Here is a 20,813-nt window from a genome sequence, read left to right on the forward strand (position 1 = left end):
TGCACGCCCTAGAGTGCGCCCTTGCGTGTGAGGTGGTTGAAGGCCAGCCAGCCCGGCAGCACGGGCAGCCACAGGGTGAGCAGTCGGAACAGCAGGACCGACGGAGCGGCGACCTCACTGGGCAGGCCGACGGCGATCAGACCGACCGTCAGGGTCGCCTCGACCGCGCCCACACCGCCCGGTGTCGGGGCGGCGGAGCCGAGCGCGTTGCCCGCGAGGAAGACCACGGCGACGCTGGCGAGGCTGATCGACGTCTGCTCGTCGCCGAACGCGCGGATCGACGCGTCCAGGCACATCACGAAGCACGCCGTCAGCAGCAGCATGCCGCCGATGCCCGTGATCAGCTTCTGGGGCCGCTGGAGCACATCGAGCATGCGCGGCACGACGCCCGCGAAGAGCGACCGCACGCGCGTGACGACGAATTTCCGCAGGAACGGCACCGAGGTCACCACGAGCACCAGCACCGCGACCGTCAGCAGACCCGCGATGACCGTCCGGGACGGCGACAGCGACGGTGTCTTCTCCGTACCGGTCAGATAGCCGAAGGACAGCAGCATCAGGATGTGGCAGCCGAGCCCGAACAACTGGGACGCGCCCACACTTGCCACCGCGAGCCCCGGTCGCACGCCCGAGCGTTGCAGGAACCGGGTGTTGAGGGCGACCCCGCCCACCGCGGCCGGCGCGACGATCTTCACAAAGGATCCGGCGACCTGCGCCCCCACCGTCCGCATGAACGGCACCCGCTCCGGCACGAATCCGAGCAGCGCCATCGCCGCCGCGAAGTAGCTGGCCGCGGAGAACAGCACGGCCGCGGCGACCCAGCCCCATTCGGCGTTGGAGACCAGCGGGCCGAACTCGATGTGGGTGAGCTGTGTCAGCAGGAAGTACGCGCCGATGGCACCGGCGATGAAGCTGATCAGCGTGCGCGGCCGCACCCGCTCCAGACGGGCCGGTTCGACCGGCGCCTGCGGCCTGATCCGCAGCACCTCGTGCCGGATCTGGGTGAGCAGATCCTCCTCGCGCGCTTCTTCGATGGCTTCGTCGATGGCCCGCTTCTCGGCCCGCTCCTGGGCCCGTACGGCTTTCTTGACGGCCTTTTCCAGGACGACGGGCCCGGTGTTGTCGGCGGCGGCCTCCACGCGCGCGTGCTTGGCCTGCCGGGACGCCTCCAGGACCGCCTCGCGCTCGCGCTCCGCCCGCTCCCGGGCGAGCCTGCGCAGCGTCGCGCGCGTGGAGCGCGTCAGCGCGATGGGCTGGAGCATCGGCAGACAGTCGGCCACGGCGTCGGGGCCGAGTACGCCGACCGCCGAGGCGACGGCGCGTTCGGCGCCCACCCGGAGCCCGAGCGTCGTCACCAGCTGGGCGATGTCCATGCGCAGCAGCAGCTCGCCGGCCGCGATCTCGCCACCGCGCAGATCGGTGAGGATCACCGTGCCGGAACGATCCACCAAAATCGCGTCACCGGCGAGCCTGCGGTGCGCGATGCGCCGGGACTGCAAAGCCCGCACCTGATGCCAGGTGTTGCGCAGCAGCTCGTCGGTGATCTCCTCGTCGGCGAGTGAGTCCAGCGTGCGTCCACCGCTGTGCTCGTAGATCAGCATGACCGCGTCGGGGCCGAGCTCGGAGGTCGCGATGAGTTTGGGCGCGTTCGCCCCGGCCGCGATGGCCGCGTAGGCGAGCAGCGCCTCCTGCTCCAGCGCCTGGCGCAGCGACTGGAGGCTGCGGCGGGTGGCGATGCCGCGCAGCGTCAGATTGCGCCATACCCGGTAGAAGAAGCCCTGTGCCTGCTGCTCACGGTCGACCACCGTGACGTCCAGTGGTGGGCCGTCCTCCAGGGTGACGAAATAGCGTCGGCCGCGGTCGCCGCTGTCGCCGTGGTCCGGGGTCTCGTCCCGGGCCGCGCTCACCGGGCGGAAGCCGACGGTCCGCAGGCCCGCCATCAGCGTCCGGCCGGTGGGACGGACATTGGGGGAGCCGACCGCGTACAGCGTGCCGTAGGCCACGGTCCAGCCGATCAGCACCGTGAGGATGATCGAGAACGGAGTGGTGTACCCGGTGACGAGCATCGAGAAGGCGTCGAGCAGCAGCACGATCCACAGCACGGCGCGCCATCTCGGCCGGCGGGACATGCCGACGGCGGTCATGTACGCGATGACCGGGGCCAGATAGCCGTGCACCGGGTCGGTGAGGGCGTTGATGTCGCCCGGGGAGGGCTGGGTGAGCGCCTCCTGGATCGAGTCGGGGGCGGCCTTGGCGACCCAGAGATCGGTGGCGAGTGTCACACCGTGTGCGAGGACGGCGGCGAGCACACCGTCGGCGATACGCAGCCCGTCACGTTTGATCAGCCGTTCGATCGCGAACGCGACCGGCACCAGCAGGATCGCGATGCTGGAGGCCAGTCCCGCGATCTTGATGAGCAGGTCGGGCGCCTGTCCGGTGCCCTTGTTGATGTCCTGTTCGAGGCCCGAGGTGGTGCCGTGCGCGAAGGCGGCGATGGCGATCAGCACGGCCACCGCGAGGACGCCCACCAGCAGCCGCATGAGGTCGGAGGGACGGTGCACGCGCGCGGGGAGCAGCGGTTCGTCGCCCTCCACCTCGTCGGTGCGCGGCTCGTCGTACTCCGCGGGCTTGTCGGCGTCGTTCGTGGCCGCGCCCTTCCTGTCGTCAGCGGCGTCCGGGCGCGACGAAGCCTCAGAGGTGCTCTCCGCATCCTCGGGGTGCACACCCTGCTGCTTCATCTGCTCTTCTTGATCTCGTATCAACGGTCACCGCCCGCACGATGGTGGCATGCCCCACCGACACACGGGGGCGTCAGGGTGCAGATGCGGGGGCGCACAGTCTGCCGGAAGCGCCGCCCGGGGGCGAGGGCCACGCACCGTCGCGGGCCCGTCACATTGTCGGTGGGGTGGTGCAGGATGGGGCGGATGAGCGAGGAGAGCCTTCCGGAGGACGCCCACCCGGAGTACGCGGACGCGCTGCCCGAGTACGCCGAGCGGGTCCTCGAGGTCGCCGAACTGATCCCGCCGGGGCGTGTCATGACGTACGGGGACGTCGCCGAGTGGCTCCAGGAGGGCGGCCCGAGACAGGTCGGCCGGGTGATGGCCCTGTACGGCGGAGCCGTTCCGTGGTGGCGTGTCGTCCGCGCGGACGGCGTCCTGCTCCCGGGGCACGAGCTGCGGGCGCTCGGCCACTATCGCACCGAGGGCACGCCCCTGAAGCAGGCCGGCCGAACCACCGAGGGGCACCTGCCGCGCCTCGACATGAAGCGGGCGCGATGGGACGGCGGCGAACGCGCGGAAGGTCACACCTGACAGCTTCCGCCATTCGACGGGCCGCGGTGTGACCCGTGATCCGTATGGGGGAACAGGGGCACGTCCGTGGCATGACGTACGTTCGTGAGTCGAGGGACGCATGTGACGCGAGCGCCCCGAGGGATGAATCGGAAGCCCTGCTTCCGCCGGATCCGTCGGCGTAGCGTCGGCTGCACGCGTCCCCCTCATCCCGCCGCCACCGCTCTCCACGCGCGGTGGCCGGCCAACCAGCAAACCCACCAGGACCGGCGAACCACGTGAGCTCCTCTTCCTCCACCAGGCGCCTGCCGCACCCCCAGGTGCGGCAGGGGAGTCGTGGCGCTTACCGACTGGTGCGTACCCCGCCGGCCAGGGTGGACCCCCCTCGTCTGGACGCCGCCCAGCGCTCCGTGGTTGACCACGGCACCGGCCCACTGCTGGTTCTCGCAGGTCCGGGCACCGGGAAGACCACGACGCTGGTCGAGTCCGTGGCGCAGCGGATCGCCCGGGGCGGCGATCCCGCGCGCATGCTCGTGCTGACGTTCAGCCGCAAGGCGGCCGTGGAGCTGCGTGACCGTATGGCGCTGCGCACCGGTGCCGCGCGAGCGCCCCAGGCGACCACCTTCCACTCGTTCTGCTACGCCCTGGTCCGCGCCCACCAGGACAGCGAGCTGTTCGTGGAGCCGCTGCGGCTGCTGTCGGGCCCCGAGCAGGACGTGGCCGTACGCGAACTGCTCGCGGGTCAGCCGGACCTGGAGCGGCTTGGCCTCGCCCATGTGCGCTGGCCGGACGAACTGCGCGCGTGTCTGACCACCCGGGGCTTCGCCGACGAGGTCCGGGCCGTCCTCGCCCGCAGCCGCGAACTGGGCCTCGGCCCCGACGCCCTGGACGCCTTCGCCCGCCGTATAGGCCGCCCCGACTGGCGAGCCGCGGCCGCCTTCCTCGCCGAGTACCTCGACGTCCTCGACCTCCAGGGCGTGCTCGACTACGCCGAACTGGTCCACCGCGCGGTGCTCCTCGCCCAGCGCCCCGAGGTCGGCCGACAGCTCGCCGACCGGTACGACGCCGTCTTCGTCGACGAGTACCAGGACACCGACCCGGCCCAGGTACGGCTGCTGCACGCACTCGCCGGCGGGGGCCGCACCCTGGTCGCCTTCGGCGATCCGGACCAGTCGATCTACGCGTTCCGCGGCGCCGATGTGAACGGCATCCTGGAGTTCCCGCACGCCTTCCCGCGCGCGGACGGCCGCCCGGCGCCCGTCGCGGTCCTGCGCACCTCCCGCCGCTCCGGGGGCGCGCTGCTGGCGGCGACCCGGCTGCTGACCCAGCGAATGCCGCTGACCCGCCTTCCCGCCGAGAAGGTCCGCGCCCACCGTGAGCTCGCGCCCGTGCGAGACGGGGGGCGGGTCGAGGTGTACACGTACCCGACGCCCGGCACGGAACTGGACAACATCGCCGACATCCTGCGCAGGGCGCATCTGGAGGACGGCGTCCCGTGGCGCGAGATGGCCGTCCTGGTGCGTGCCGGCTCCCGCACGATCCCGACGGTCCGCCGCGCCCTCACCTCCGCGGGCGTCCCCCTGGACATCGACGGCGACGACCTCGCCCTTCGCCACGAACCGGCGGTGGCGCCCCTGTTGACGGCGTTGCGGGCGGTGGCGGAGGCGGAGGCTCGGGGGAGTGACGGGGAGGCGGACGAGGATTCCGCCGAGGAGGACTCGGGCCCCTGCTGGCTCGACACCGAGACCGCTCTGACCCTCCTCGCCTCACCGCTCGCCGGCATGGACGCGGCCGACCTGCGCCGCCTCGGCCGTGCCCTGCGGGACGAGGAGCGCGCCGCCGGGGTCGCCCTGCCGCCGCCCTCGGACGAACTGCTGGCGCGGGCGCTGGCCGAGCCGGAGCGGCTGGTCGCGCACGACCCCGTGTACGCGCGTGGCGCGCAGCGGCTCGGCGCGCTGCTGCGCAAGGCCCGTGAACGCCTCGCGGGCGGCGGTACGGCCGAGGAGGCGCTCTGGGACCTGTGGGAGGGCACCCCATGGCCCGGGCGCCTGGAGCGGGCGGCCCGGCGCGGGGGAGCCGCGGGGCGCAACGCCGACCGTGACCTGGACGCCGTATGCGCGCTGTTCGCGACCGCGGCCCGCTCCGAGGAGCGCACCGGAGGCCGCGGCGCGCTGAACTTCCTGGAGGAGATCGAGGCCGAGGACATCGCCGCCGACACCCTCACCCGGCGCGCCCTGCGCCCCGACGCCGTCCGCCTGATGACCGCCCACCGCTCCAAGGGCCTGGAATGGCGGCTGGTTGTCGTCGCCGGTGTCCAGGAGGGCCTGTGGCCCGACCTGCGCCGCCGTGGCTCCCTGTTGGAGGCCGACCGGATCGGCCGCGACGGACTCGCCGAACCGCTCACCCCGGGAGCGCTGCTCGCCGAGGAGCGCCGCCTGTTCTACGTGGCTGCCACGCGCGCGCGTGAGCGCCTCGTCGTCACCGCGGTGAAGGCACCCGCGGACGACGGCGACCAGCCCTCCCGCTTTCTGACCGAACTCGGCGTCGAACCCAAGGACGTCACCGGACGCCCGCGACGCCCCCTGTCGGTCGCGGCGCTGGTCGCCGAACTGCGGGCCACAACCGTGGACCCGCGCGTGTCCGACGCTCTCCGGGAAGCCGCCGCCCGCCGACTTGCCCGGCTCGCCGCGCTCGCCGACGAGGACGGCCGCCCGCTGGTCCCCTCGGCGCACCCGTACCGCTGGTGGGGCATGTTCGAGCCGACCGAGAGCAAGGTGCCGCTGCGCGACCGCGACCAGCCCGTGGTGCTCTCCGGCAGCGCCCTCGACCAACTCGCCAACACCTGCTCCCTGCAGTGGTTCCTGGGCCGCGAGGTGAAGGCCGACGCGCCCGCCACGGTCGCCCAGGGCTTCGGCAACGTCGTACACGTCCTCGCCGACGAGGTCGCCTCCGGGCACACCCCGGCCGATCTCGCCGTCCTCATGGAGCGCCTGGACTCCGTGTGGAACGCGCTCGCCTTCGACGCGCCGTGGAAGTCGGCGCAGGAGAAGGAGAACGCGCGCGTGGCGCTCGAACGCTTCCTGAAGTGGCACGTCACGGACCGCACCGGCCGTACTCCGGTCACCAGCGAGCACGACTTCGACGTCACCCTCGAAGCGGGCGACTACGAGGTCCGTATCCGCGGCCAGATGGACCGCGTCGAGGCCGACGGCGAAGGCCGCGCCTATGTCGTCGACTTCAAGACCGGTAAGCAGGCGCCGAGCTCGGCCGAGGTGGCCCGGCACCCGCAGCTCGCGGTCTATCAGCTCGCCGTCCGCGAGGGCGCCGTGGACGAGGCATTCGACGGGACGCGCCCCGAGCCGGGCGGCGCCGAACTCGTCCACCTGCGTCAGGGCGCCGCCCAGCGGGACGGCGGCGAGACGTTGCCCAAGGTGCAGGCCCAGGAACCCCTCAAAGGAGAGTGGGTGGGCGAGCTGCTGGCCACCGCCGCCGGCAAGGTCCTCGACGAGCGGTTCACGCCGACGGCAGGACAGCACTGCACGCACTGCGCGTTCCGGGCGTCGTGCAGCGCGCGCCCCGAGGGGCGGCACGTGGTCGAGTGACGGACCGCACCCCACGTGCTGACCTGCGCTTCTTCCCTCTCGGTAGCCGATTCGGCATCGACTGTCAGTGAGCGCCGCTAGCCTCTCTGAGGTGCCGCCACGTATCACCGATCCCGATCAGCTCAAGGAGCTCCTCGGCATCCCGTTCACCCCGGAGCAGATGGCCTGCATCACCGCGCCGCCCGCCCCGCAGGTGATCGTGGCCGGAGCCGGGTCGGGCAAGACCACGGTGATGGCCGCGCGTGTGGTGTGGCTCGTCGGCACCGGCCAGGTCGCCCCCGAGCAGGTCCTCGGCCTGACCTTCACCAACAAGGCCGCCGGTGAACTCGCCGAGCGTGTCCGCAAGGCCCTGATCAAGGCGGGCGTCACCGACCCGGACGTCATCGACCCCGACAACCCGCCGGGCGAGCCGGTGATCTCGACGTACCACGCCTTCGCCGGGCGCCTCCTGACCGACCACGGCCTGCGCATCGGACTCGAACCGACGTCCCGCCTGCTCGCCGACGCCACCCGCTTCCAGCTGGCCGCGCGGGTGCTGCGCGAGGCGCCGGGCCCGTATCCGGCGCTGACCCGCTCCTTCGCGGATCTCGTCAGCGACCTCCTCGCGCTCGACGCCGAACTCGCCGAGCACCTCGTACGCCCCGAGTCCCTGCGCGCCCATGACGCACAGCTGCTGCTCACCCTGCACGGCGTCAAGCTCACCAACGCCGATCTGCGCAAGGTTCCCGAGACGGCCGCCGCCCGCCGCGAACTGGCCGACCTGGTGGTCCGTTACCGGGCCGCCAAGCGCGAACGTGATCTGCTCGACTTCGGCGACCAGATCGCCCTGTCCGCGCAGCTCGCGCAGATCCCCGAAGTGGGCCGGATCCTGCGCGACGAGTTCCGCGTGGTCCTCCTCGACGAGTACCAGGACACCTCCGTCGCCCAACGCATCCTGCTGGCAGGCCTGTTCGGCGGCGGCACCGGCCACCCGGTGACCGCCGTGGGCGACCCCTGCCAGGCGATCTACGGCTGGCGCGGTGCCTCCGTCGCCAACCTGGACGACTTCCCCGAGCACTTCGCGCTCGCCGACGGCCGCCCTGCCGCCCGCCAGGCACTCAGCGAGAACCGCCGCAGCGGCGGCCGCCTCCTGGACCTCGCCAACGGGCTTGCCGAGCCCCTGCGCGCCATGCACGCGGGCGTGGAGGCCCTCCGCCCGGCCCCGGGCGCCGAACGCGACGGCACGGTCCGCTGCGCCCTGTTGCGCACCCACGCCGAGGAGATCGACTGGATCGCCGACTCCGTCGCCCACCTCGTGAACACCGGCAAGGCGCCCGGCGAGATCGCCGTCCTGTGCCGTACGGCCACCGACTTCGCCGAGATCCAGGGCGCACTGGTGGGCCGGGACGTCCCGGTCGAGGTGGTCGGCCTGTCCGGGCTGCTGCATCTGCCCGAGATCGCCGACCTGGTCGCCGTCTGCGAGGTGCTTCAGGACCCTGGCGCCAACGCCTCCCTGGTGCGCGTGCTGACCGGCCCCCGCTGGCGCATCGGCCCCCGCGACCTCGCCCTCCTGGGGCGCCGCGCCCGACGTCTGGTGTCCCACGCACGCGTGGACGGCGACGACGACCCGGACCGCCGGCTCGCCGAGGCCGTCGAGGGGGTCGACCCCGCCGAGGTGATATCGCTCGCGGACGCCCTCGACACGTTCCTGGAGACACCCCTCGACGGCGCCGGGGACGACGACGGGCTGCCCTTCTCGCCGGACGCGCGCGTGCGCTTCGCGCGCCTGGCCACCGAACTGCGCGACCTGCGCCGCTCGCTGTCCGACCCGCTGATGGACGTCCTGCACCGGGTCCTCGCCGTCACCGGCCTGGAGGTCGAGCTGTCGGCGTCCCCGCACGCCCTGGCCGCCCGCCGCCGCGAGACCCTGTCGAACTTCCTGGACATCGCCGCCTCCTTCGCCGCGGGCGACGGCGAGGCCTCCCTGCTCGCCTTCCTCGGCTTCCTGCGCACGGCCGCCCAGTACGAGAAGGGCCTCGACAATGCCCTCCCGGGCGGCGAGAACACCGTCAAGGTGCTCACCGCGCACAAGTCCAAGGGCCTCGAATGGGACGTCGTCGCCGTCCCGGGTCTGGTCACCGGCACCTTCCCGAGCACCCAGGGCCGCGAGAAATGGACTTCCCAGGGCAAGGTGCTGCCCCACGCCCTGCGCGGCGACGCCGACACCCTGCCCGACGTCGATTCCTGGGACTCACGCGGCCTGAAGGCCTTCCACGAGGCCATGAAGGAGCACCAGCACACCGAGGAACTCCGCCTCGGCTACGTCACCTTCACCCGCCCCCGCTCCCTGCTGCTCGGCTCCGGCCACTGGTGGGGCCCCAGCCAGAAGAAGCCCCGCGGACCCTCCGACTTCCTCCGGGACCTCCACGACCACTGCGCGGCCGGGTACGGCGAGATCGAGGCCTGGGCGGACGAGCCCGCCGAGGACGAGGAGAACCCGGCGCTCCACGCGCGGGACGTCGATCAGGTGTGGCCCCTTCCCCTGGACGACACGGCGCTGGCCCGGCGCAGGGCGGCCGCCGAGACGGTCCTCGCCCACCTGGAGGACCTCGCCTCCCACGAGGACGGCCACCCCGCCGCCGCGCACGACCCGGACACCTACGACGACCCGGACTGGCCCCCGCCGCCGGACGACGAAGCCCTCGACACCGCCCCCGACGAGGACCCGCTCTTCGACGACGACCCGGCCGACTGGGACTCCTGGACCGCCGACCGCCCGACCGTCCCCCACCAGGCGGCGCCCCCCGAGCCGGAGCCGACCCACACCCGCCTCACCCCGGAAGAGGCCCGCACCATCGCCTCCTGGGACCGGGACCTCGACGCCCTCACCGGAGAGCTCCTCCGCGCGCGGGACAGCGTCACCGACGTACCCCTGCCGGCCTCCCTGACCGCCTCCCAGGTGCTGCGCCTGGCCGCGGACCCGGACGGACTGGCTCAGGAGCTGGCCCGCCCCGTGCCCCGCCCTCCGCAGCCCGCGGCACGGCGCGGCACCCGCTTCCACGCGTGGGTCGAGGCCCGCTTCGAAGAGCTGACCCTGCCCATGCTGGAGCCGGAGGAGCTGCCCGGCGGCGAGGCCGAGATCGCCGACGAGCGGGACCTGGAGGCGCTCAAGGAGGCCTTCGAGCGCACCCCCTACGCACACCGCACCCCTTACCGAGTCGAGGCTCCCTTCCAGCTCGCCCTCGCCGGCCGCGTCGTCCGGGGCCGTATCGACGCCGTCTACAAGGAGGGCGACGGCGAGCGGGCGACGTACGAGATCGTCGACTGGAAGACCAACCGCGCGCGTGACGCCGACCCGCTCCAGCTCGCCGTGTACCGGGTCGCGTGGGCGGAGCAGCAGGGGGTGCCGCTGGAGTCGGTCACCGCCGCGTTCCTGTACGTGCGCGGCGGCGAGGTCGTCCGTCCGGAGGACCTTCCGGACCGGGCCGCGCTGGAGCGGCTGCTGACCGGGGAGCCGTCGTGTGACGAACCGCCCAGCAAGGATGTCGGTGCGGGCCGATAGGCTCGTGACCATGAGCCAGACCCCGGACAAAGCCGTCCGTACGTACATCGAGCAGCACCGCGCCGCCTTCCTCGACGACCTCGCCGCATGGCTGCGCATCCCCTCCGTGTCGGCCCAGCCCGACCACGCGCCCGATGTACGGCGCAGCGCCGACTGGCTCGCCGCCAAGCTCACCGAGACCGGCTTCCCGACCGTCGAGATCTGGCAGACGCCCGGCGCCCCGGCCGTCTTCGCCGAGTGGCCCTCCGAGGACCCCCAGGCCCCGACGGTCCTCGTCTACGGCCATCACGACGTACAGCCCGCAGCCCGCGAGGACGGCTGGGACAGCGACCCCTTCGAGCCCGTCGTCCGGGGAAACCGCCTCTACGCGCGCGGGGCGGCCGACGACAAGGGCCAGGTGTTCTTCCACACCCTCGGCGTCCGCGCCCACCTAGCCGCGACCGGCCGCACCACCCCGGCCGTCAGCCTGAAGCTGCTGATCGAGGGTGAGGAGGAGTCCGGCTCGCCGCACTTCGAGGCCCTCGTCGAGGAGCACGCGGACCGGCTAGCCGCCGACGCGGTGATCGTCTCCGACACCGGTATGTGGTCCGAGGACACCCCCACCGTGTGCACCGGTATGCGCGGTCTCACCGAGTGCGAGATCCGGCTGTACGGACCCGACCAGGACATCCACTCCGGCTCCTTCGGCGGCGCCGTGCCCAACCCGGCCACCGCCGCCGCCCGCCTGGTCGCCGCCCTGCACGACGAGCACGGGCGCGTGGCGATCCCCGGTTTCTACGACGGCGTCATCGAGCTCACCGACCGCGAGCGGGAGCTCTTCGCCGCGCTGCCCTTCGACGAGCAGCGGTGGCTGCGCACCGCCAAGTCCTACGCCACCCACGGCGAGGCCGGGTACACCACGCTGGAGCGCATCTGGGCCCGCCCCACCGCCGAGGTCAACGGCATCGGCGGCGGCTACCAAGGCCCCGGCAGCAAAACCATCGTCCCGTCCGGCGCGATGATGAAGCTCTCCTTCCGGATGGTGGCGGGCCAGGAGCCCGAGCACATCGAGAAGGTCGTCCGCGCGTGGGCCGCCGAGCAGGTGCCCGCCGGAATCCGCTGCGAGGTCGTCTTCGGCCCGGCCACGCGCCCGTGTCTGACGCCGCTGGACCACCCCGCCCTGCAGTCCGTGGCCCGCGCCATGGGCCGCGCCTTCGAGAAGCCCGTGGGCTACACCCGCGAGGGTGGCTCGGGACCGGCCGCCGCCCTCCAGGAAGTGCTCGGCGCCCCCGTGCTCTTCCTCGGCATCTCCGTTCCCTCCGACGGCTGGCACGCGCCGAACGAGAAGGTCGAGCTGGACCTGCTGCTCAAGGGTGTCGAGACCACCGCGTACCTGTGGGGCGACCTCGCGGAGAACTGGCGCCATGCGCCCTGAGCGCCCGGCACCGTCCGGAGCGACACCGCGCGCGGGGCACACTGGTAGAACCGCCCCGTACCGCACCGGCTTGCCGGACCCGGTCCCCTCCCGTCCCACGTCCCGCTGAACCGCCCGCCGTAATCAACCGTTCCACCGGGGGAGTTGGAAGCACCCGTGACCACCTGGACCGACCACACCGCCGACCGCCCCATCTCGCTCACCGCCCCGAGCGGCATCGACCGCGCCGCCCACCACCGCCTCGACGAGGCCTGGCTGGCGGCGGCATGGAGCCACCCCACGACCCGCTGCTTCGTGGTCTCCGGCGGCCAGGTCCTGATCGACGAGACGGCCGACGGCCGTACCGAGCTCGTCATGACCCCCTCCTTCGAGGCCCCCCTCACCGAGGCGCACCGCTACTTCCTCGGCATCGACGAGGAAGGCGTCAGCTACTTCGCGCTCCAGAAGGACGCACTGCCCGGCCGTATCGACCAGTCCGCGCGCCCTGCCGGACTGCGCGAGGCGGGCCTGCTGCTGTCCGCGCGCGACATCGGCCTGATGGTGCACGCGGTCGGCCTGGAGAACTGGCAGCGCACCCACCGCTTCTGCTCCCGCTGCGGTGAGCGCACGGTGATCGCCGCCGCCGGTCACATCCGCCGCTGCCAGGCCTGCGGCGCCGAGCACTACCCCCGCACCGACCCGGCCGTGATCATGGCCGTCACCGACGAGGACGACCGCATCCTGCTGGGCCGCCAGGTCCACTGGCCCGAGGGCCGCTTCTCCACGCTGGCCGGCTTCGTCGAGCCCGGCGAGTCCATCGAGCAGACGGTGCGCCGCGAGGTCTTCGAGGAGGCCGGCATCACCGTCGGGCAGGTCGAGTACGTCGCCAGCCAGCCCTGGCCCTTCCCGTCCAGCCTGATGCTGGGCTTCATGGCCCGCGCCACCTCCACCGAGGTCGACGTCGACGGCGACGAGATCCACGAGGCCCGCTGGTTCTCCCGCGACGAACTGGGCGCCGCCTTCGAATCGGGCGAGGTGCTGCCGCCCTACGGCATCTCGATCGCGGCCCGCCTGATCGAGCTCTGGTACGGCAAGCCGCTGCCGACGCGCAGTTTCATCTGACACTGCTTCATCCGGCACAGCTTCATCACAGCCGAAAGGCGGTTCCCAGATCTCCTGGGAACCGCCTTTCGGGTAGCGCCGGACAGCGAGCCGTCAGACCCCGACCTTCTGCTTGACCTGAGCCAGCGACGGGTTGGTGAGCGTCGAGCCGTCCGCGAAGAGAACGGTCGGGACCGTCTGGTTTCCGCCATTGGCCTTCTCGACGAATGCCGCGGAATCCGGGTCCTGCTCGATGTTGATCTCGGTGTACGCGATGCCCTCGCGGTCCAGCTGCTTCTTCAGCCGCTGGCAGTAGCCGCACCAGGTGGTGCTGTACATCGTCACAGTGCCCTGCATGTCTCGCGCGCTCCTTCGATGGCTCGGGGACCAGGTCGTCCGATGAGGGAACGTACGCGACCGGGCCGCCATTCCCGCCGGGGGTATGCCCCGCGACGTGACGCCTGCCGCATTAGTACGACTGCGAGGCCCTGCCTGTGGACAACCTGCTCACCCGTCTCCGGCGACCTGGCAGCATGGCGGTGTGACAGCAGCAACGCACTCCCCGCTCTTCCCGCAGGTACCGGACTCGGCCGACGCGGTGCTCCAGGGGCTCGACCCCGAGCAGCGCGACGTGGCCACCGCCCTGCACGGACCGGTGTGCGTGCTGGCCGGGGCCGGGACGGGCAAGACACGGGCGATCACCCACCGCATCGCCTACGGAGTGCGCGCCGGGATCCTCCAGCCGTCCAGTGTGCTGGCGGTCACCTTCACCAACCGCGCCGCCGGAGAGATGCGCGGCCGGCTGCGGCAGCTCGGCGCCGGGGGCGTTCAGGCCCGGACGTTCCACTCGGCCGCCCTGCGACAGCTCCAGTACTTCTGGCCGAAAGCGATCGGTGGCTCCATGCCCCGGCTCGTCGACCGCAAGATCCAGCTCGTCGCGGACGCGGCCGCCGCCTGTCGTATCCGCCTGGACCGGGGCGAGCTGCGGGACACCACCGGCGAGATCGAATGGTCCAAGGTCACCCAGACCGTCCCCGCCGACTACGCCCTCGCCGCCGCCAAGGCCGGCCGCGAGACCCCCCGCGACCCGGCCGAGATCGCCCAGCTCTACTCCGCCTACGAGGACCTCAAGCGCGAGCGCGGCGTCATCGACTTCGAGGACGTGCTGCTGCTGACCGTGGCGATCCTCCAGGACCGCCATGACATCGCCGAACAGGTCCGCTCCCAGTACCAGCACTTCGTGGTCGACGAGTACCAGGACGTCAGCCCCCTCCAGCAGCGCCTGCTCGAACTGTGGCTCGGCGACCGCGACAACCTGTGCGTGGTCGGCGACGCCAGCCAGACGATCTACTCGTTCACGGGAGCAACCCCCGACCATCTGCTCGACTTCCGCACCCGCCACCCCGGTGCCACCGTCGTCAAGCTGGTCCGCGACTACCGCTCCACCCCCCAGGTCGTGCACCTCGCCAACGGCCTGCTCGCCCAGGCCCGGGGCCGCGCCGCCGACCACCGCCTGGAGCTGATCTCCCAGCGCGAGGCGGGCCCCGAGCCCGGCTACGCCGAGTACACCGACGAGCCCGCCGAGGCCGAGGGCGCCGCCCGACGCATCCGCGAGCTCCTCGACTCCGGAGTCCCGGCCAGCGAGATCGCCGTCCTGTTCCGTACGAACTCCCAGTCCGAGACCTACGAACAGGCCCTCGCCGACGCCGGCATCCCCTACCAGCTGCGCGGCGCGGAGCGCTTCTTCGACCGCCCCGAGGTGCGCAAGGCCGGTATCGCCCTGCGCGGAGCGGCCCGCTTCGGCGGCAACGACTCCCTTCTCGATGACGCCGTCGACCTGCCCTCCCAGGTGCGCGCCGTGCTCTCCGGGGAGGGCTGGACCTCCCAGCCGCCCGCCGGATCCGGCGCGGTCAGAGAGCGTTGGGAGTCCCTGGCGGCCCTGGTCAACCTTGCCCAGGACTTCGCCGCCGCCAGACCCGGCGCCACCCTCGGTGACCTCGTCGGCGAACTCGACGAACGGGCGAACGCCCAACACGCCCCCACCGTCCAGGGCGTCACCCTCGCCTCCCTGCACTCGGCCAAGGGCCTGGAGTGGGACGTCGTGTTCCTCGTCGGTGTCGCCGAGGGCATGATGCCGATCACCTACGCAAAGACCGACGAGCAGATCGAAGAGGAACGCCGTCTCCTCTATGTCGGTGTCACCCGTGCCCGGGAGCACCTCCATGTCTCCTGGTCCCTCGCCCGCTCACCCGGCGGCCGCGCCAACCGTCGCCCCAGCCGCTTCCTAGACGGGCTGCGCCCGGGTTCCACCGCCACCGCGGGCCGCACCGGCGCGGGGCGCTCCGGGGGTGTGGAGCGCGGCTTCACCAGCAGACCGGACGCCGCCCCGCGCCGCACCCAGCGCACCGTCGCCCGCTGCCGGGTCTGCGGACGCACCCTCACCGACGCGGGCGAGATGAAACTGATGCGCTGCGAGGACTGCCCCTCGGACATGGACGAGGGACTGTACGAGCGGCTCCGGGAGTGGCGCGCGGACCAGGCGCAGCGCAGCGGGCAGCCCGCCTTCTGCGTCTTCACCGACAAGACGCTGATGGCGATCGCCGAGTCCAGCCCCGACGAGGAGGGCGACCTCGCGCAGATCCCCGGCGTCGGCGTGCGCAAGCTCAACCGCTACGGAGCCGATGTTCTGGCCATCTGCGCAGGCCGGCAGCCCGGGGGAGAGGAAGACGGGGACTGATACGAACTCGTCGAAAAAATAGTTTGCGCATGCCCCAGCAATCCCCATAGGTTCTTAGGCATTGGAACGGAGGCCTTCCTGGAGGCCCCAATTCCGTGTTGTACTTGCATACCCGTCGGACTGGCTCACCCCAGTCCCCCTAGACGCCGAGAGGAGGCGAGTCCAGTGATCAGCATCTACGCCAGCTCCACCATCAGCACCGTGAAAATGACCGATCGCTCGGTCGTCGCCTCCCTGTGCATGCTCGGCGCCTCGAACCCGGGCACCGGTCTGTCCGGCATCCGTGCCGTGCGTCCGGCCGCCTCCCTGTCCCTCGCGGGTCTTCCCATCCGTGAGCGCAATGAGCGACCGACCAAGGCACTGGAAGCGGCAGTAGTGGCACAGGCGCAGGCCTATGCCTTTACGGCAACCGGTGCCGGATTCCGGAAGCAGACGACGCAGCACCACCAGATGTGGGCCTTCCGTGGGCCAGAACCCTGGAGTGATCCAGCCTGATCGACTCAGGCCGGCGCCTTCAGGGCCGCGGAACCCCATCCGGGATCCGCGGCCCTTCTGTTTGTCCCGAACGGGATGACAGAGCGAAGGGGCCTCGGGACAAGAAAAGAACCCGGTACCAGCCGCCACCCGGTCCAACCCGACCGGAACGACCAGACGAGGAATACCAACCGTGCAACTCGAAGCGCACGCCCCGTCCGTACCGCCTTCCGAAACGATCCCCCCGCCCGGCCTCACGGAGGACTCCACCTTGACCCCGCTGACTGCGCTCACCGCGCTCGACGACGCCATCGAGAACCTCGGCGTACCCGTCCCCTGCCGTTCCTACGACCCGGAGGTCTTCTTCGCCGAGTCGCCGGCGGACGTCGAGTACGCCAAGTCCCTGTGCCGCACCTGCCCGCTGATGGAGGCCTGCCTCGCCGGCGCCAAGGAGCGGCGTGAGCCCTGGGGCGTCTGGGGTGGCGAGCTGTTCGTCCAGGGTGTCGTTGTTGCCCGGAAGCGGCCGCGTGGTCGCCCGCGCAAGAACCCGGTCACGGCATGAACACCGCAGGAACGATCGACCGCCCCCTCACGCACGACCCCAAGAAGCAGGCCCCGATGAAGCCGTCCACTGCCGAGCTCGCAGGCACCAAGCCTGAAGACTTCACCACCACCGGCGCGATCGACTCGCGTCAGAACAGGACCCGCGAAATGCAACTCATCCCAGAAGCCCTGGCCCGTGCGCATATGCACGAGCGCCTGTATGAGGCGGAGCGGGAACGCCGGGCGTTGCGCCTGGTGACCGCGCGCCGTATGCAGCGCCGCGCCGAGCGTGCCTCGCTGCGCGCCCGCCGCGCGATCGCCATGGCGGTCATGCAGTAATCGACCCGACTGAAGCAGTCGCCTCCCGGCGTGGGAGGAAGTCGCTCCCCGCGGGGGCCGGTCCGTCCGAACGGACCGGCCCCCGCGGTGCGTTGTGCGCGGCGGGGCGACGACGGCGGCGATATCGTCGCGGGGTGACGAGTCTTCCCGGAGGCAGTGACGACGCCGACTCCGCCACGGTGCGGCAAGCACTGGTGTGTGCTGGCTGTGGCGTCAAGGCCGAGAGCCCCCAGCCCACCTGGACCTTCTCCGTGGAGAACGGCGAACGTCGCTACTTCTGCGACGCCTGCTCCCGGGAGAACCTCAGGGCGATCGAGGGACGGCTGGACTCGGCCTGGTGGTAGGACTCAGGCCTCCGCGACCGATTCCTCCGGAGCCTCCTCCTCCAGTACGAAGCCGGGCAGCCATTCCTCCAGCTCCTCGCGCAGCCGGACCGTGGCTCCCAGCTGGCACAGGACGCCGATCGTGCTCAGTGTCACCCGGTGTATCAGCAGGTAGGAGGGCGGCAGATTGAGCTGCTTGCCCAACTGGTAGGCGGGTGAGCGGGGGTCGGCGACGCGGCCTGCCTGGCTGCGCATCCAGCCCCGGGTGAAGGTGAACGCGTCGACCTGGGCCGGTTCGATGATCGGCAGAAGGTAGTCCAGGACGGCGTCCGGGTCCAGCTCTATCGACTCCTTGACGAAGCCCTCCCGGCACAGCAGTTCGTAGACGGCCTCCGCATCGCTGTCCAGGGTCATACGCAACGAATCGCCGATCGGGGTCGGCAGACCTCCGGGGAGACGGTCGACCGTGCCGAAGTCCAGCACGCCGAGGCGCCATTCCTCCTCGTCGTCCGGGCCGCCGGGCAGGAGCCGGAAGTTGCCGGGGTGCGGGTCGGCGTGCAGCAGACCGGTGCGGGCCGGGCCGGAGAAGAGGAAGCGGGCCAGCAGTTGGCCGGCGCGGTCGCGCTGCTCCTCGGTGCCGTCGGAGATGATCTCCGACAGCGGGATGCCGTCGATCCACTCGGTGATCAGAACCTGGTCGCACTGATGGACCACGTCGGGCACCAGGACGTCCGGGTCGTGCGCGAACTCCTCCGCGTGGACCCGCTGCGCCTGGGCCTCAAGACCGTAGTCCAGTTCCTCGGAGACCCGGTCCTTGAGTTCCGTGATGAGCGGCTTGATGTCCATGCCGGGGACCAGCGGGCCCAACAGACGGGCGAACCGGCTCAGTTGGGTGAGGTCGGAGAGCAGGGCCTCCCCCGCGCCCGGGTACTGGACCTTGACCGCCACCGCACGGCCGTCCTGCCACACCGCCCGGTGCACCTGGCCGATGGAGGCCGCCGCGGAGGGCTTGTCGTCGAACTCGACGAACAGCTCGCGCCAGTCCTCACCGAGCCGCTCGGCGAGCACCGCGTGCACCGTACGCGTCGGCATCGGCGGCGCCGCCTCCTGGAGCTTCGTCAGCGCCGCACGGTAGGGACCGGCGACCTCCTCGGGCAGCGCCGACTCGAAGACCGACAGGGCCTGTCCGAACTTCATCGCACCGCCCTTGAGCTCACCGAGCACCTTGAACATCTGCTCGGCGGTGCGCTGCTGCAGCTCTCTGCCGACGAGCTCCGCGGACTCGCCCACGATTCGCTTGCCCAGTCCCCAGGTCGCCCGTCCGGCGAAGCCGAGCGGGAGCGCGGCGAGCTTGGCGGTCCGGGTGACCGCCTTCCGGGGAAGATCAGACATGCGCCCTCCAGGTCCCAGCCGACCGTGCGTCCGCCTGACGGCGTGACGTTCTCGACGGCCGTTGCTCCGCCATTGTCTCGTGCGCCTCCCCATCCTTGGGGGTGTGTCCTTGCTTACCTTTCTCCGCGGCCCCGCACGGGCATGCCGGATGTGCCCAGACCGGTCGCGCATGCCAGGTCAGCCCCGGCAGCGAAACCTCCCAGCGGGCGCCCGCGCTGGACGGGACTCCGCCGTCGAGGAACGCAAGGGCGTGTGCCGCCGCCAGTCCCGCGACCGTCGTCGCCAGCGTCAGATCGCAGGCCGGCACCGGGCGGGCCTTCCCCGCACCCGAACGCCACTGGGCGACCAGCCGGGGCCAGACCGGGTCCCGGTCGGTGCGCCCCTCGTGCAGACAGCCCGCGCAGCTTGTCTCGCCCGGCAGGACGAGCGGACCGACGACGCCGGTTCCCTCGACCACTCCGGCGTAGAGGTGCGGCGTACCGGAGGTGATCAGCGGATCGGCGGTGGACGGGACGGGCGCGTGCACCGCGACCTCGTCCCGTGGGGCGAGGATCACCAGGGAGAGGCCCGGATCGGCGTCATCGGGCGGTGACTGAGGGCCACGGCGGGGCGGGCGGGCCGGGGCCGCTCGGCGTACCGCCCGACGGGCGGCCTCTTCCCTGCGCTCGCCGATCGTCTCGGCGGGCAGTCCGCCCGGTGCCACGTCCCACGGTTCGACCCGGCCGCCGTCGCGCACATCGACCTCGCCGATACCCGCCCCCGACAACAGCGAGGCCAGCACAGCGCCCACCCGCCCGGCGCCGCGCACCTGCACGCGCAGGGAGCGGCGGGCGGTCAGCCGGTGCATGGCCTCACCCGGCTCGGACGCGGTCAGGGAGAGCGAGGCCAGATCGGGGCGGAGACGGTCCAGGACCTCCTTCTTCCCCCGTAGTTCGGCACCGCGCGTACCGCCCCCGCGCGCGTCGTCGAGCAGCCCGGCCCGCGTCAGCCGCTTCACAAGACCGTCGACATGGCCGTCGGGCAGGTGCATCCGGCGCCCCTCCGCGCGCAGCAGCTCCAGCCCTCGGGTGCCGTTGAGCAGGTCGAGGAAGCTGCCCGTGGCCGTGTCCATCGGGCCGAGCGTCATCGCGTGCGCCGGAGTCATCCCGAACTGCACGGTGTTGAGGTCGCGCCAGCCGCGCCTGAGCGCCGGCTTCACCATCGGATGCATGACAGGCCCCCGTAAGTCCTGGTTCGTCCCGTATGCCGGAGTCATCGGTCGCCCGCAAACGGAGTCGCTCGCGGCTGCCCCGGCAGAGCCAGCATGCCCGGATGCGCGGTCGGGCGCCGAAAGTTGTCCACAGGCCCAGGGATTCTTCGTACAAATCAAACGCATGGTGGGGTCTCGGCGCCGAACCGTACCGGAGTCGGGACTTCCCCCGTGTGCAGCGGGTAACGTCGGGGCGTGTCCGTCGACCCACTGCACCGCGCCGGAACGCCACAGCGCCGCACGACGAGCCCGCCGCCGAACGGTTCGGGGGCGAGCGCGATCGAGGTGCGCAGAAGTCCTCGGCGACGCAGGACGGTCTCCGCGTATCGCGAGGGTGACCGCACCGTGGTGCTCATCCCCGCCCGGATGTCCGAGGCGGAGGAACAGCGCTGGGTGAGCGTCATGCTCGACAAGCTCGCCGCCCAGGAGAGCAAGCGGGTCCTCGGCGACACCGAGCTCGCCGAGCGCGCGGAGCGGCTCTCTGCCCAGTACTTCGACGGCCGCGCCCGGCCCAGCTCGGTCCGCTGGGTCACCAACCAGAACACGCGCTGGGGCTCGTGCACCCCGTCCGAGGGCAGCATCCGTCTGTCGCACCGGCTGCAGGGCATGCCCGAGTACGTCGTCGACTACGTCCTGCTGCACGAGCTCGCACATCTGCTCGTGCCCGGACACGGGCCCCGGTTCTGGCGGCTGCTGGAGGCATACCCGCGGACCGAGCGGGCCCGGGGTTACCTCGAAGGAGTGGTGGCCGCCGATCGGCTGCCGCATCTGCCCGGCGCACGCGGAGAGTGACCGCCCCCGGACCTTCAGGTACCGCGGGGCGCTGGTT

15 protein-coding genes are annotated in these 20,813 nt (G+C 71.9%); 11 read left to right on the top strand and 4 right to left on the bottom strand.

Going from position 1 to position 20,813, the window contains the following annotated elements:
• Positions 1-8: 8 nt before the first annotated feature.
• Entirely contained in the window at positions 9-2,738 is a 2,730-nt protein-coding gene (locus OHT76_RS28470; RefSeq protein ID WP_328873711.1) for a lysylphosphatidylglycerol synthase transmembrane domain-containing protein, read from the bottom strand.
• 186 nt (positions 2,739-2,924) lie between these two features.
• Between OHT76_RS28470 and OHT76_RS28475 the strand changes: the two genes are divergently transcribed.
• The 5 genes from OHT76_RS28475 to nudC all read left to right on the top strand — a co-directional run bounded on the left by OHT76_RS28475 (position 2,925) and on the right by nudC (position 12,948).
• Positions 2,925-3,311 carry an MGMT family protein gene (locus tag OHT76_RS28475; protein WP_328873712.1) on the top strand — a complete coding sequence of 129 codons (387 nt, stop codon included), beginning with the start codon at positions 2,925-2,927 and terminating at the stop codon, positions 3,309-3,311.
• Between the two features lie 257 nt (positions 3,312-3,568).
• The gene (locus OHT76_RS28480) at positions 3,569-6,892 is read left to right on the top strand and encodes an ATP-dependent helicase (RefSeq protein ID WP_328873713.1); all 3,324 of its coding nucleotides are present in this window, start codon (positions 3,569-3,571) and stop codon (positions 6,890-6,892) included.
• A gap of 91 nt (positions 6,893-6,983) precedes the next feature.
• A complete protein-coding gene (locus OHT76_RS28485; protein WP_328873714.1) occupies positions 6,984-10,433 on the top strand; it encodes an ATP-dependent DNA helicase in 3,450 nt (1,149 codons plus the stop codon).
• A gap of 10 nt (positions 10,434-10,443) precedes the next feature.
• Positions 10,444-11,847 (top strand): dipeptidase, encoded by a 1,404-nt coding sequence (locus OHT76_RS28490; protein WP_328873715.1) that lies wholly within the window; start codon positions 10,444-10,446, stop codon positions 11,845-11,847.
• Positions 11,848-12,003: 156 nt separating this feature from the next.
• A complete protein-coding gene (gene nudC, locus OHT76_RS28495; RefSeq protein WP_328873716.1) occupies positions 12,004-12,948 on the top strand; it encodes an NAD(+) diphosphatase in 945 nt (314 codons plus the stop codon).
• Between the two features lie 93 nt (positions 12,949-13,041).
• On the opposite strand, the gene OHT76_RS28500 is transcribed toward nudC, so the two are convergent.
• Positions 13,042-13,284 carry a mycoredoxin gene (locus OHT76_RS28500; RefSeq protein ID WP_315883463.1) on the bottom strand — a complete coding sequence of 81 codons (243 nt, stop codon included), beginning with the start codon at positions 13,282-13,284 and terminating at the stop codon, positions 13,042-13,044.
• 184 nt (positions 13,285-13,468) lie between these two features.
• On the opposite strand from OHT76_RS28500, the gene OHT76_RS28505 reads away from it, so the two are divergent.
• The 5 genes from OHT76_RS28505 (at position 13,469) to OHT76_RS28525 (ending at position 17,364) form a co-directional block, all read left to right on the top strand.
• Positions 13,469-15,664 (top strand): ATP-dependent DNA helicase UvrD2, encoded by a 2,196-nt coding sequence (locus tag OHT76_RS28505; protein ID WP_443049845.1) that lies wholly within the window; start codon positions 13,469-13,471, stop codon positions 15,662-15,664.
• Positions 15,665-15,829: 165 nt separating this feature from the next.
• Positions 15,830-16,159 carry a hypothetical protein gene (locus OHT76_RS28510; RefSeq protein ID WP_328873718.1) on the top strand — a complete coding sequence of 110 codons (330 nt, stop codon included), beginning with the start codon at positions 15,830-15,832 and terminating at the stop codon, positions 16,157-16,159.
• A gap of 172 nt (positions 16,160-16,331) precedes the next feature.
• The gene (locus tag OHT76_RS28515) at positions 16,332-16,700 is read left to right on the top strand and encodes a WhiB family transcriptional regulator (RefSeq protein WP_005480495.1); all 369 of its coding nucleotides are present in this window, start codon (positions 16,332-16,334) and stop codon (positions 16,698-16,700) included.
• Positions 16,697-17,020 (top strand): hypothetical protein, encoded by a 324-nt coding sequence (locus OHT76_RS28520; protein ID WP_328873719.1) that lies wholly within the window; start codon positions 16,697-16,699, stop codon positions 17,018-17,020. Before OHT76_RS28515 ends, OHT76_RS28520 begins: the two co-directional genes overlap by 4 nt.
• Positions 17,021-17,154: 134 nt before the next feature.
• Entirely contained in the window at positions 17,155-17,364 is a 210-nt protein-coding gene (locus OHT76_RS28525) for a hypothetical protein (RefSeq protein ID WP_328876773.1), read from the top strand.
• A 3-nt stretch (positions 17,365-17,367) separates the two neighbouring features.
• Here OHT76_RS28525 and OHT76_RS28530 read toward each other — a convergent pair whose 3' ends face one another.
• Both OHT76_RS28530 and OHT76_RS28535 read right to left on the bottom strand, forming a co-directional pair.
• The gene (locus tag OHT76_RS28530) at positions 17,368-18,735 is read right to left on the bottom strand and encodes an ABC1 kinase family protein (protein ID WP_328873720.1); all 1,368 of its coding nucleotides are present in this window, start codon (positions 18,733-18,735) and stop codon (positions 17,368-17,370) included.
• Positions 18,728-19,945: a TOMM precursor leader peptide-binding protein gene (locus OHT76_RS28535; protein ID WP_328873721.1), complete on the bottom strand. Its 1,218-nt coding sequence runs from the start codon at positions 19,943-19,945 to the stop codon at positions 18,728-18,730. The genes OHT76_RS28530 and OHT76_RS28535 overlap by 8 nt, the downstream gene beginning before the upstream one ends.
• Before the next feature lie 234 nt (positions 19,946-20,179).
• Between OHT76_RS28535 and OHT76_RS28540 the strand changes: the two genes are divergently transcribed.
• Positions 20,180-20,776, top strand: a complete 597-nt coding sequence (locus OHT76_RS28540) for a M48 metallopeptidase family protein (RefSeq protein WP_315883470.1) — start codon at positions 20,180-20,182, stop codon at positions 20,774-20,776.
• Positions 20,777-20,813: the final 37 nt, after the last annotated feature.

It is taken from the genome of Streptomyces sp. NBC_00287, from assembly GCF_036173105.1.
Taxonomy (GTDB): Bacteria; Actinomycetota; Actinomycetes; order Streptomycetales; family Streptomycetaceae; genus Streptomyces.